The following is a 12,384-nucleotide window of genomic DNA, read 5'->3' as shown; positions in this document are numbered from 1 at the left end:
GGTGGGGGTGACGTGCTCCGCTCATCGCGCGGTCCAGCCCCCGTCGACGACGAGCGCCTGACCGGTGACATAGGACGACGCGTCGGAGGCGAGGAACAGCACGGCGCCGTCGACCTCGCCCTCGCGACCGCCTCGTCCGAGCATGGTGTTGCGCCGGACCCATCCGGCCGACTTCTCGTTGGTGAAGAGTCCGTCGGTCATCTCGGTGTCGAACCAACCGGGGACCACGGCGTTCACGCGGATGCCGCGCCGGCCCCACTGGCCGGCGAGTTCGCGGGTCATCCCGAGGGTCCCGGCCTTCGAGGCGGCGTAGGAGGCGCCGCCGATCGGGGCGGTCGAGACCAGGCCGATGACCGACGCGATGTTGATGATCGACGCGTTGACCGGGTCGGTCTCGTCGGCGCTCTCGGTCAGGCGGGTGACGACGTAGGTGGACAGGTGGAATCCGGCCAGCAGGTTCAGGTCGAGGATGCGGGTGAAACCCTCGTGGGTCTCCTGCTCGGCGTGCGGCGGGCCCGCCATCCCGGCGTTGTTCACCAGGACGTCGACGCGGCCCGTCTTCTCGAAGGCGTCGTCGACGAGAGCCCGACGATCGGCGTCGTCGGTCACGTCGCAGCGGAACGGGACCACACCGGGGTACTTGTCCGCGAGTTCCTGCAGGCGATCGAGTCGGCGGGCGGCCGCGTACACCGTGGCCCCCGCACTCGCGAGGGTCGCCGCGAAGCCCAGTCCGAGACCGGACGATGCGCCGGTCACGATCGCGGTCTTGCCGGAGAGTCCGAAGAGGGCGGCCGGGGAACCGGCCGGCTGCTCGAAGGTGTCGACTGTCATGGTGTGTCTCCTCAGTAGACCGCGGTCCGGCCGCCGTCGACGGGGATCAGGGCACCGGTCGTGTAACCGGCGGCGTCGCTCGCCAGATGGGTGACGATCCCGGCGATCTCCTCGGGCCGGCCGAGTCGTCCGGCGGGCAGGCGGTTGGTGACCAGCCCGATGAACTCCTCGTCCCAATTCTCCGCCATGTCGGTCGCGAAGCTGCCGGGCATCACGCAGTTGACGCGAACGGTCGGGGCGTACTCCTGGGCGAAGGCCTGGGTGAGGGCGTTGAGTCCGCTCTTGGCCGCGGCGTACATGGCCTCGGCGGGACTCGGACGCAGCGCGCCGATGCTGGAGATGTTGATGATCGAGCCGCCGCCGGCTGCGCGCATCCGGTCGCCGGCGACCGCCATGAGCCGGAACGGCCCCTTGACGTTGACCTCGATGGTCTTGTCCCACAGCGCCTCCGAGACCGACACCAGGTTCTTCTCCAGAGGCGCGATCCCGGCGTTGTTCACCAGGATGTCGAGGCTTCCGTGGCGCTCGATGATGCCGTCGACGGCCGGTTCCAGATCGTCCCAGCGGCCGACGTGCAGCGCCAGCGGATGGGCCTGGCCGGCCGGGACATCGGCCAGCGACGCGACGGCCTTCTCGCAGGCGTCGAGCTTGCGACTGGCCACGATCACCGTCGCACCGGCCTCCTTGAGGCCGCGGGCGATGGCCAGGCCCAGTCCTCGGCTCGCGCCGGTGACGAGGGCGACCTTTCCGTTCAGTTCGGTGCTCATGCGTGCTTCTTCACTTCCAGTCGGGCGATGGTGCGGAGGTGGACCTCGTTCGGTCCGTCGGCGATCTGCAGGGCGCGGGTCAACGCGTGGAGCCGGGCCAGGACGGTGTCGTTGCTGACACCGGCGGCGCCGAAGGTCTGCACCGCCCGGTCGACGACCTTGTGCGCGACCTCCATGGCCGAGACCTTGATCGCCGCGACCTCGGAGCGCGCCGCCGCGTTGCCCTGGGTGTCCATCAGCCAGGACGCGTAGAGGACCAGCAGGCGGATCTGGTCGATCTCGATCCGGCTGCGTGCGATCCATTCCCGGACCACACCGCGGCTCGCCAGCGGGCCGCCGAAGGCGACGCGCTCCTGGGCGCGCCGGCACATGAGGTCCAGGGCTCGCTCGGCCATGCCCACCGCGCGCATCGCGTAGTGCATGCGGCCCGGCCCGAGGCGGCCCTGCGCGATGGCGAAGCCGTCGCCCTCCTCGCCGAGCATGTTCTCCACCGGGACGCGGACGTCGGTGAACTGGACCTCGCCGTGTCCGAGGCGGTCGGTGAAGCCGAACATCGGCAGATCGCGGATGACCTCGATGCCGGGGGTGTCGCGCGGCACCAGGATCATGCTCTGCTGGCGGTAGGTCGGGCCATCCGGATCGGACTTGCCCATGAAGATGATGAGCTTGCAGTCCGGGTCGAGGATGCCGGAGGTGTACCACTTGCGGCCGTTGAGCACATAGTGGTCACCGTCGCGGCGGATGGTCGAGGTGATGTTGGTGGCGTCCGACGACGCGACCGCGGGCTCGGTCATGGCGAACGCCGAGCGGATCGAGCAGTCCAGCAGCGGCTTGAGCCACTGTTCCTTCTGCTTCTCGGTGCCGTAGAGGGCGAGGATCTCCATGTTGCCGGTGTCGGGGGCCGAGCAGTTGATGGCCTCGTTGCCGATGATCGAGCGCCCGACGATCTCGGCGAGCGGGGCGTACTCGAGGTTGGTGAGTCCGGCGCCGAGGTCGCCGTGGGTCATGAAGAGGTTCCACAGCCCGAGCTCGCGGGCCTTCTTCTGCAGGTCGCGCATGACCTGCGGCTGCTCGTGAGGGTTCTCGTTGGCGGCGATCTGCTCGTCGTAGATCTTCTCGGCGGGAAGGACGTGATCGGCCATGAACGCCTCGAGCTTGGCGGCGAGCTCGCGCGTCCGGTCGGAGTATGCGAAGTCCACGGGGTGTCTCCTGGAGTCGGATGGTGGGTGTGTCTCGGCGCCTAGATGCGCGCCATGAGGTCGGTGCCGGTCTCGATCAGCCGGGCGATGGTCGCGGGCAGCTTCTCCTGGTCGGGATCGTGATGCCGTCCCTCGCGGTGCCGCCGCAGGTTGTGGCCCATGATCGCGGCCATCTTCAGCCGGCCGAGCGCGTCGAACCAGGTGAGATCAGGCAGGGCGACACCGCCGCCGGTGTAGGCGTCGACGAGCTGTTCGGGGGTCGGCAGGGAAGGGACCTCGCGGCCGACCCCCGGGAAGTTGGTGCCGTCGGCGAAGACCAGGAACCAGCCGAGTTCGACGCGGGGGTCGCCGATGCTCCAGATCTCCCAGTCGATCAGGGCGACCGGCTCGACGCCGTCGGAGATGATGTTGCCCAGTCGGTAGTCGCCGTGGACCAGACAGGGCTCGATGGGCTCGGGCAACGAGGCGGAGAGGGCCTCGAGGAGTTCGGCCCCGCCGACGACGAGTTCGGGCGGAACCGCGCCCAGCGTCCTGGCCCATCGTGCGAGTTCGTCGGCGGGGGACAGGACCGGTCCGGCGACGTCGCCGGTGACCCCGGGGAGTGCGTGCGGGTCGACCGCGTGGAGGCGGGGGAGGATCTCGGCGGCCCGCAGCATACGGGCGGCGGCGAGGTCGGGGGCCACCGCCGGGTCGTCGAGGACCGGTTCGAGGGACTCGCCGGCGACGAGTTCCATGGCGAACCAGCCGGGCTCCTCGCGGTCGACCTCGAGCACCCGGGGGACCGGGACATCGGTGTCGGCCAGTGCGGTGAGGATCGTCGCCTGACGCAGCATGTCGTGCCGGCCGATCGACTTCTGGCCCTCCGGAACCGCTTTCACGACCCATTCGCTGCGGGAGCCGGAGTCGTCGTGCGCGCCGACCCGGTAGGTCAGGCCGGAGTGTCCGCCGGGAAGCACGTCGAACGAGTCGACGGTCAGGCCGTGTGAGGACCGCAGACGGTCGGTGACGCGCTGCTGCAGGGTGGGGGTCACAGTCGTGGCTCCTTTGGGAGGCCGAGGACGCGCTCGGCGATGATGTTGTGCTGGATCTCGTCGGTGCCGCCGGCGATCCGGTAGCCCGGGGCGCCCAGCACGTGTTCGGTCCAGGCGTAGGTTCCCCAGCTCCCGTTGTCCGCCACGAGGTCTCGACCGAGCAGGAGGCGCACGAGCTCGCTGGTCCGCGCCATGGTGTCGACGGCCAGCAGCTTGCCCATCGATGCCTCGGGTCCCGGTTCCACCCCGCCGATCATGGCCTGGGCCACCCGCATGCCCGCGATGCGCTGGACCGCCGCGCGGGCGGCGAGGTCGGCGACCTTGTCCCGCTCCAGATCGGTCAGCTCACGGTCCAGGTGACGTGCGAGTTCCAGTGCCTGGTCGGCGTTGGCCAGGCCCAGGCCGGCACCGTCGAGCCGTTCCGCGGCCAGGACGGTCAGCGCCACCGGCCAGCCCTGGCCGACCGGCCCGAGCCGGAGCGAGTCGTCGAGGACGACGCCCTCGAGGTAGACCTCGTTGAAGGAGCTGCCGCCGGTCATCTGCCGGATCGGCCGGACCGTCACCCCCTCGGCGTCCATGGGGACCAGGAAGACGGTGAGGCCCTTGTGTTTCGGGGCCTGGGGATCGGTGCGGCAGACGGCCACGCCGAAGTCGGCGACGAGGGCGCCCGAGGTCCACACCTTGTGGCCGTCGATGCGCCAGGTGCCGTCATCGGTGCGCACCGCCCGCGTCCGCACGGCGGCGAGGTCGGAGCCGGCCTCGGTCTCGGAGAAGAGCTGGCAGGCGATGAGGTCGGTGCGCAGCATCGCGCGGACGAAGCGGTCCTTCTGCTCCGGGGTCCCCCACTGGGCGATGGTGGGGGCGACGAGTTGCTGTGTGACCGAGAACATCTCGGTCCGCTTGGGGACCTCGTAGAACTCCTCGGCGGCACGGAAGGCGAGTTCGTAGGACATCGGCAGATCGCGCCCGCCGTATTCCTCCGGCCAGGTGAGTGCTCCCCAGCCCGCGTCGAACTTGGTCTTCTCGTAGGCGGAGATGGCGTCGGTGTGGGCCCGCTCCTGTTCGGGAGTCCAGTTCTCGAAGACCGCGACGGAGTCGCTGCCCTCGCCCCACACGGCATCGGTACGCCGCGGTGCCATGCTCGCGAGCCAGTTGTGCGCGTCGTCGGTGAAGGTCGCCAGATCCGGCAGTGTGGTCGTCATCTCGATCCGATCGGTGGAAGTGGTGGGTTCAGACGGCGAGAACGGTGCAGGCGCTGATGCCGGGCGCACCGTACACATGGGTGAATCCGACCTTCGGCGACCCGTCGACCTGTCGATCGCCGGCCTCGCCGCGCAGCTGGGTGACGATCTCGTGGACCTGGCGCAGGCCGGAGGCGCCGATGGGTTCGCCGTTGGCGATGCATCCGCCGTCGGTGTTGACCGGGAGAGTGCCGTCGATCTCGGTGCGCCCCTCGGCGATCCACTGCTCCTGCTCGCCGTGCTCGCAGAATCCGCACTCGGCCATGTGCATGATCTCCGCACCGCTCTCGGTGTCCTGGAGCTGTGCGACGTCGACGTCGGCCGGTTCGATCCCGGCCTGCTCGAAGGCGGCGCGGGCGGCGTCGGTGCTGACGCTCACCGGTTCCCCGGTCCCCTGGACCGCGGGGGCGAAGACCTCGAACGAGCCGAACTGCCGGGTGCGATGACTGATCGCCTTGATGGAGACCGGACGGCCGCCGAGTCGCCGTACGGCCGACTCGCTCGCCACCACGATCGCGGCCCCGCCCTCGCCGGGAGAGCAGAACATGTACCGGGTCAGCGGGTCGTTGACCATGTCGGCGTCGCGGATCACCTCTGCCGGCATCGGCTCCCGCCGCCAGGCGTTGGGGTTGAGCGACCCGTTGCGGTAGGCCTTGGCGGCGACCTGGGCCAGCGTGTCGCGGGAGATCCCGTACATGTTCATGTAGCGCGAGATCTTGGACCCGAAGAACTGGGTGGTGACCATGAGGCCGGCCTCGCCGTACCCCTCGGGCAGGCCCCATTCCGCGGGGAGCGGGTCGAAGGCGCCGCGGGGGTGCTTGTCGAAGCCGACGGCCAGCGCGATGTCGGCAGCGCCCGCGCGGACCGCGTTGACGGCGGACACGAGGGCGCTGCCGCCCGTGGCGCAGCCGTTCTTGACGTTGGTGAACGGGATTCCGGTGAAACCGAGTTCGGCCACGAGGGTGTCGGCGAGTCCGGAGCCGTCGCTGCCGCCGAAGGCCACCTGGACGTCGGGCCAGGTGACTCCGGCGTCGGCGAGCGCGGCGTGGATGGCGGTGACCGCCATCTGCCGTCCGCTGATCCCGTTCTGGCGCCCGAACTTCGACAGTCCGGCGCCGATGATGAATACGTCTTCGCTCATCCTCGGTCTCCCTGATCGGAGGTGGGTTCGGGCAACACGACGAATCGGGGGACGGGTTGCGTCGCGACGAGGGTGGCCGGCGCACCCTGCAGGCCCTCGAGGGTGTCGGCCTCGAGGATGCCTGCGATGCGGATGCCCTCGGGGAGCTCCACGTAACCCATCGCGAATGGTGAGAAACCCTCGGGGGGAGGAACATACGGCGGCGACTTGGGTGCGAAGCGCTGCACCGTGTACGCCCAGACGACGCCGTGCGTGCTCAGCTCGCGCGGGCGGGCCGTCGCAGTTGCGCAGCGGGTGCAGTACGTGCCGGCGGGAAAGCCGATCGTGCCACACACCGTGCACTCCGATCCGTGGAGCACTGCGGCCTCCGCGACGTCGTCACGGACGGGACTGTCGTCGACCGTCATGTTCCTCCCCTTTCAGTTCTTCTCGAGGGTCACTCAGCGGATGTGTGGGCCGTGGATCAGCGGCCGACCCACTTCGGCTCGCGCTTCTGCAGGAAGGCGTTCACACCCTCCTTGGCGTCCTCGGACTGCAGGGCGTTGCCCACGGCCAGGTGCTCCATGACCATCAGCGACTGGATGTCGGCGTCGAGGCCGCGGTCGATCGTCATCTTGGTGAGCTTCATGGTGAACGGGCTCTTGTCGATGAGCGGGGCGATGAAGTCGGCCTCGAGCTGGTCGAGCTGGTCGGCCGGCGCCGAGGCGTTGATCAGATCCCACTCGGCGGCTTCCTTGCCGGACAGCAGCTTGCCGGTCAGCATGAGCTCCTTGGTCTTGCGGATGCCGATCATGCGGGGCAGGCGGTAGATCGGGCCGGCGCCGCCGAAGAGGGCGCGACGGATGTGGAAGTCGCCGATCTTGGCGTCGTCGGCGGCGATCGCGAAGTCGCACGAGATCATCAGCTCGAAGCCGCCGGCGGTGACGTAGTCCTCGAGGACGGCGACCGAGGGGGTGTTCATCGAGTACAGGCGGTCACAGACCTTGGCCGACAGGACGGCGACGTCCATGGCGGTGGTGCTGCCGACGAAGTCGTTCAGCAGGATGTCGAGGTCGAAGCCCGAGCAGAACTGATTTCCCTTGCCGCGCAGGACCAGAACGAGCAGATCGGGGTCGTTGTCGACCTCGACGATGATCTCGTCCAGACGGTGCAGCAGCTCCGGGGTGACCGCGTTCTTCTTGTGCGGGCGGTTCAGCCAGACGCGGGCGACGGGGCCGTCCTTCTCCAGGATGATGTGGTCGGTGTCGATCATGGGAAATCTCCTTCGAGGTGTTCGAGTTGAACTGGATTCACTTCAGTTCTAACCGCCACCTGAACTGAAGTCAATACTCGACGGGCCATGAATCCTGAACTAGGTTCAAATCATGACTGTGATCGACAAGTACTACGCGACGATCGACGCCGGGAAGCTCGACGAGGCGGTGGCGATGCTGGCGCCGGACGTCGAGTTCGCGATGATCCTCCCGACCGGGGAGAACCGCGGATCCGGACGTGACAAGATGCTCGAGTATCTGCGAAATCGCCCGCCGGTCAATCGGAAACACGTCGTCACCCGACTCGCTTCCGATCGTGATCTCGAGTTCGCGCAGGGCTCGGTGACCGAGGAGGACGTCCGCACCACGGGCTTCTTCGTCGGGGCGATGCACATCGGCGCCGACGGCCTCGTCGATCGCTACCAGGTCAGCTTCAGCCCGGACTTCGCCCTACTCGTAGAAGGAGACAATCGATGACGACCACCGCCACGCCCGTCCTCGCCCAGTGGTTCGAGTACATGGACTCCGAGGATCCGGATCGCGTCCTCGGGATGATCTCCGACGACTTCGTGATGTCGGTGCAGTTCTCCAAGGGCGCCGGGCAGTCGGCCGAGTTCATCGGTGACCGCGCGGGGCTGGTCGGTTATCTCGAACAGCGGGAGAAGAGCGTCCTGGTCCACCACATCGACATCGGCGTGACCGCCGGCGGCTGCGAGATGGTGCTCGGGCGCACCACGAGGGACGGGGCCTTCGAGGCGTCGTTCACCGCCACCGCCCAGATCGACGAGAAGGGTCTCGTGCGTCGCTTGCTGATCGCCCGCACGCCCGAGGTCTCCTTCGACTGATCGTCTCCCCGGTCGTCGGCGCGCGACGGTCCTGATCTGTGAAATCATCGCCGTCACCTGCGGATATGCGGGTGACGGCGATGCGCGTTCAGCGGGTCGTCCGGCCCTGTACCTGCCGGTATCGACGCCGGAATCTAAACCGAAGTCGCCTCGATTTCGTGATTGACATCACTAGGAACCCCGGCTAAATTCCAGAACTGAGATCAGTTCAGTTCGGTCGTTCCCCCGGCCACCGCTGAGCTCTCCGGAGCGGCCGCGGACACCCCGCGCGATCGGCGCGCCGGACCCCCAGACGGAAGGTAGATGTCGTATGAGAGGTATGACCCGTGCGCTGGCCGCAATCTCGGCCGCGGTTGCCTCCGTGACCATGCTCGCCGCGTGCGGCGGTGACACCGGCTCATCCGGTGGCCCGGTCGCAGGTACGTGGGATGACGTGGTCGCGGCTGCCAAGAGCGAGGGCAAGGTGACCCTCTACTCCAGCCAGAAGCCGGCGAATCTCGAGGCGCTCAAGAAGGCTTTCGAGTTCGAATACCCGGAGATCACACTCGAATTCGTCCGTGGGACCGACGCCGACATCAACCCGAAGGTCGAGGCCGAGAGCCGGACCGGCAAGGGTGTCGCCGACGTCCTCATGCAGACCGACGCCGCGTGGATGAAGGCGGCCGAGGAATCCGGCGCCTACACGACCGCGCTCATGGGCCCCGCGCTCGACGCCCCGGAGTACGAGCCCCAGAAGAGCGTCATCGACGACGAGTTCGCGCTCACCAGCGCCGCGGTCTACAGCCTCGGATGGAACACCGATGCCGTGCCGGCCGGACTCTCGACTCCGGAGGACGTCGTCGACCCCGCGTATCGCGGCAAGATCGGCATCGTCAATCCCACCGGCATCGCGTCGTATGTGGACATGTACCGGTACTACGCGAAGACCTACGGCGAGGACTACTGGAAGAAGATCGCGGCGTTGTCGCCGCGTGTGTACCCGAGCTCCCTCGGTGTGGCGCAGGCGTTGACCTCCGGGGAGATCTGGGTGACGCCCACGGTCCAGCCCCTTGTGACCGAGGAGGCCGCCGGTGCTCCCGTGGGATGGGCCCTGCCGAGGTCGCCGTGGGGCACGCCCTGGTACACCAGTGCCCTCTCGGCCGCTCCGAACCCGAATGCGGCACAGGTGCTGGTGAACTTCATGGTCACCCGCGCGGGCCAGACCGCACTCAACCCCGGATACGCCGCAGTGCTCCCCGACATCCCGGGCGCGGTGGCCCGTGCGCAGGAGGTTGCGACGCCGGACACCACGGATCTCACGCCGGACAAGGTGCGGGAGTTCTCCCAGAGCTGGGCGGAGGACTTCCAGTGAGCGGGACGCAGGACAACCGGATTCTCGATCTCGAGGGCGCCGCGGTTCTGATCACCGGCGCGGCCAAGGGCATCGGCGCCGCCACCGCTGCCGCGTTCGCCGCACGGGGCGCCGTCGTGTACCCCACCGATGTCGACGTCGAGCGGGGTCGGGCCGCCGCTGCGGAATACGGTGCCGCCGAACGATTCAAGGTCCTCGACGTCCGGGACGAACAGGCCTGGGAGAAGGTCGTCGACGAGATGGAGGCCGAGGGCCACCCGCTGCAGGTGATGGTCAACTCGGCCGGCGCAGCCATCCGCGCCCCGCTCGCCGACACCTCGCTCGAGGGGTTCCGGCGGATGGTCGACCTCAACCTCGTGGGAACCTTCCTCGGTGTCCGCACGGCCGCGCGGCGCATGGTCGACGGCGGTGCGGTGGTCAACATCTCGTCGCTGCGCGGAGTCGTGGCGACAGCCGAGCTCGGCGCCTACGGAGCGTCCAAGTTCGGGGTGCGCGCACTGACGAGAGTGGCCGCGATAGAGTTGGCGCACAGGGGTATTCGGGTCAACGATGTGTGTCCCGGAAGCATCGACACCGAGATCACCGCCGTCCCGGACTTCGACCACGTCGATGTCGCCAAGTACGTCCGCACCATCCCGATGCAGCGCCGGGGCGCCCCGGAAGAAGTTGCCGAAGTGATCGTGTTCCTCGCGGAACCGCGCAGCAGCTACATCACCGGCGTCGACCTCCTGGTCGACGGCGGCACCGGGGCGGGCGTGACCACCCCCACCAAGAACAACCCCGAAGAGAACACGGAGAACTGACGTGACATCTCGATTCTCAGTGTCCGGATTGGTCAAGAAGTACGGTGACAATGTCGTCGTCGACGATCTGGACCTGCCCATCGAAGAGGGCGAATTCCTCGTCCTGCTCGGCCCCAGCGGTTGCGGCAAGACGACCACCCTGCGTTGTCTGGCCGGCCTGGAAACCCCTCAGGGAGGGTCGATCTCGTTCAAGGACGAGTTGGTCTTCGATGCCGACACCGGCGTCAATGTGCCCTCGCACCGGCGCAACATCGGCATGGTGTTCCAGTCCTACGCGCTGTGGCCGCACATGACCGTCCGCAAGAACATCGCGTACCCGCTCAAGGTCCGCAAGATGAAGGCCGCACTCAAGGACGGGTCCATCGAGGAGGCCGCACGGATGGTCGACTGCGAGGGACTGCTGGATCGCTACCCGTCCCAGTTGTCCGGCGGCCAGCAGCAGCGCGTCGCGGTCGCGCGCGGCCTCGTGTCACGTCCGGATCTGGTTCTCTTCGACGAGCCGTTGTCGAATCTCGATGCGCGCCTGCGTGATCAGGTTCGCTCCCAGATCCACCAGCTGCATCAGCAGCTCGGGTTCACGGCCGTCTTCGTCACGCACGATCAGTCGGAGGCGTTCGCCCTCGGCGACCGGATCGCCATCATGAAGGCCGGCAAGATCGAGCAGTACGACGAGCCGGAACATGTCTTCGAGAACCCGGTCTCGGAGTACGTCGCCGCGTTCATCGGCATGTCGAACCGGATCGAACTGCGTCGCGTGTTCGGCGGTTGGGAGACCACCAAGGGGGATGCGGTCGATCTGTCGCGCGCGGTGGTCCGCGGCGTCCCCGACGACGGGACCGAGGCGGCGGCCCGCCTGCGCCCCGACGACCTGCTGCTGCACGCCTCTCCCGCAGATGCGCCGGCCGGCAACGTCGTGCTCCACGCCGAGCTGGTCGACTACGAGTACGGCGGACGCTACTACGACGTGACCGTGCGCACCGGTGAGGACACCCTCCTGCTCCGAGCCCCGGCCTCCGAGCACGCGCACACGCTGAAGAAGAGCACGCCCGGCGACCAGGTAACGGTGAGCTTCGACCCGTCGGCGCTTCGCGTGTACCCCGACCGTCCCGACGCGGCGATCGACACCGTTTCGCAGGTCGCCAAGACCGCGCCCGCCCCGGCGCAGCTGGCATCATGACGGCCACGGTTCCCGCCACCGGGATCGCCGCCCCCAGGTCGCTGTCGATCCCTGCCCAATGGCGTACCCGAATCGGTTACACCGCGCTCCTCGCGATCCTGGCCTACCTGGTCGTGCTGCCGATGGTGCGACTCCAGGCACTGGCCTTCGAGGACGGTGCCCAGGGCTACCGAAGCGAGTACGGGCGCTTCGACATCGCGGAGACGATCTGGACCACGGTCGCTCTCGCCGTCGGTTCACTGGTCATCGCCATGGTGCTGGGCACGCTCCTGGCGTTCGCCGCCAGCCGGCTCCCCGCGGGCATGGGCTTCCTGCGGATGATCCCGATCCTGCCGATCGTGATGCCGGCCGTCGCCAACATCGTGGGCTGGGCGTTCCTGCTCTCCCCGGGGCCCGGATACCTCAATGTGCTGCTCCGCAAGCTCCCGTGGTGGAGTGGCAGCGACAGCGGCCCGATCGACGTCTACACCGTGCCGTGGATCATCATCCTGACCGGGTTCGGCCTGACGTCCTTCGTCTACCTGTTCGTGAGTGCGGGCATGGAGAACATCAGCTCCGAGCACCTCGAGGCGGCGCAGACCAGCGGCTCCTCGACCGTCGGCGTCTTCTTCCGGATCGTGCTGGACAGTGTCCCGTGGGGTGGTGGACTTTGGGTCGGCGTGGGTTCACGCGTGGTGATCAACGAGTCATGGTGAATGCTAGGCGATTTGATGTTGTTTGGCCACGGGTTCAGCGGCGGCCTGTT

General features: G+C 68.1%; 13 protein-coding genes and 1 pseudogene. 6 read left to right on the top strand and 8 right to left on the bottom strand.

The features are described from left to right. Positions 1-21: 21 nt before the first annotated feature. Genes ABFT43_RS15650 through ABFT43_RS15615 form a run of 8 tightly spaced genes read right to left on the bottom strand, consistent with a single transcriptional unit; the run spans position 22 to position 7,462 of the window. Positions 22-831, bottom strand: a complete 810-nt coding sequence (locus ABFT43_RS15650; protein ID WP_347961261.1) for an SDR family NAD(P)-dependent oxidoreductase — start codon at positions 829-831, stop codon at positions 22-24. 11 nt (positions 832-842) lie between these two features. Continuing rightward, positions 843-1,598 (bottom strand): SDR family NAD(P)-dependent oxidoreductase, encoded by a 756-nt coding sequence (locus tag ABFT43_RS15645; RefSeq protein ID WP_131734656.1) that lies wholly within the window; start codon positions 1,596-1,598, stop codon positions 843-845. Then, the gene (locus ABFT43_RS15640; RefSeq protein WP_131734657.1) at positions 1,595-2,797 is read right to left on the bottom strand and encodes an acyl-CoA dehydrogenase family protein; all 1,203 of its coding nucleotides are present in this window, start codon (positions 2,795-2,797) and stop codon (positions 1,595-1,597) included. The genes ABFT43_RS15645 and ABFT43_RS15640 overlap by 4 nt, the downstream gene beginning before the upstream one ends. 41 nt (positions 2,798-2,838) lie before the next feature. Then, positions 2,839-3,828: a phosphotransferase family protein gene (locus ABFT43_RS15635; RefSeq protein ID WP_347961260.1), complete on the bottom strand. Its 990-nt coding sequence runs from the start codon at positions 3,826-3,828 to the stop codon at positions 2,839-2,841. Then, positions 3,825-5,030 carry an acyl-CoA dehydrogenase family protein gene (locus ABFT43_RS15630; RefSeq protein ID WP_006901057.1) on the bottom strand — a complete coding sequence of 402 codons (1,206 nt, stop codon included), beginning with the start codon at positions 5,028-5,030 and terminating at the stop codon, positions 3,825-3,827. The genes ABFT43_RS15635 and ABFT43_RS15630 overlap by 4 nt, the downstream gene beginning before the upstream one ends. Positions 5,031-5,058: 28 nt before the next feature. After that, a complete protein-coding gene (locus tag ABFT43_RS15625) occupies positions 5,059-6,210 on the bottom strand; it encodes a thiolase family protein (protein WP_131734658.1) in 1,152 nt (383 codons plus the stop codon). Then, positions 6,207-6,617: a Zn-ribbon domain-containing OB-fold protein gene (locus ABFT43_RS15620; RefSeq protein WP_006901059.1), complete on the bottom strand. Its 411-nt coding sequence runs from the start codon at positions 6,615-6,617 to the stop codon at positions 6,207-6,209. The genes ABFT43_RS15625 and ABFT43_RS15620 overlap by 4 nt, the downstream gene beginning before the upstream one ends. Before the next feature lie 56 nt (positions 6,618-6,673). After that, complete coding sequence (locus ABFT43_RS15615; RefSeq protein WP_006901060.1) at positions 6,674-7,462, bottom strand: enoyl-CoA hydratase/isomerase family protein; 789 nt, start codon at positions 7,460-7,462, stop codon at positions 6,674-6,676. A gap of 112 nt (positions 7,463-7,574) precedes the next feature. On the opposite strand from ABFT43_RS15615, the gene ABFT43_RS15610 reads away from it, so the two are divergent. The 6 genes and pseudogenes from ABFT43_RS15610 to ABFT43_RS15585 all read left to right on the top strand — a co-directional run. After that, positions 7,575-7,940 carry a nuclear transport factor 2 family protein gene (locus ABFT43_RS15610; RefSeq protein ID WP_131734659.1) on the top strand — a complete coding sequence of 122 codons (366 nt, stop codon included), beginning with the start codon at positions 7,575-7,577 and terminating at the stop codon, positions 7,938-7,940. Next, a complete protein-coding gene (locus ABFT43_RS15605; RefSeq protein WP_006901062.1) occupies positions 7,937-8,308 on the top strand; it encodes a hypothetical protein in 372 nt (123 codons plus the stop codon). Before ABFT43_RS15610 ends, ABFT43_RS15605 begins: the two co-directional genes overlap by 4 nt. A gap of 319 nt (positions 8,309-8,627) precedes the next feature. Beyond that, entirely contained in the window at positions 8,628-9,659 is a 1,032-nt protein-coding gene (locus ABFT43_RS15600; protein WP_347961486.1) for an ABC transporter substrate-binding protein, read from the top strand. Continuing rightward, the gene (locus tag ABFT43_RS15595; RefSeq protein WP_006901064.1) at positions 9,656-10,462 is read left to right on the top strand and encodes an SDR family NAD(P)-dependent oxidoreductase; all 807 of its coding nucleotides are present in this window, start codon (positions 9,656-9,658) and stop codon (positions 10,460-10,462) included. The genes ABFT43_RS15600 and ABFT43_RS15595 overlap by 4 nt, the downstream gene beginning before the upstream one ends. A 1-nt stretch (position 10,463) precedes the next feature. Further along, complete coding sequence (locus tag ABFT43_RS15590) at positions 10,464-11,639, top strand: ABC transporter ATP-binding protein (RefSeq protein ID WP_347961259.1); 1,176 nt, start codon at positions 10,464-10,466, stop codon at positions 11,637-11,639. Next, positions 11,636-12,304, top strand: a pseudogene (locus ABFT43_RS15585) (ABC transporter permease); the annotation flags it as partial. The gene ABFT43_RS15590 and the pseudogene ABFT43_RS15585, both read left to right, overlap by 4 nt. Positions 12,305-12,384: the final 80 nt, after the last annotated feature.

This window comes from Gordonia aurantiaca (assembly GCF_039939235.1).
In the GTDB taxonomy this organism is placed as follows: Bacteria; Actinomycetota; Actinomycetes; order Mycobacteriales; family Mycobacteriaceae; genus Gordonia.
The sequence above is the reverse complement of the archived record's forward strand: the minus strand, read 5'-3'. Positions and strand labels throughout refer to the sequence as shown.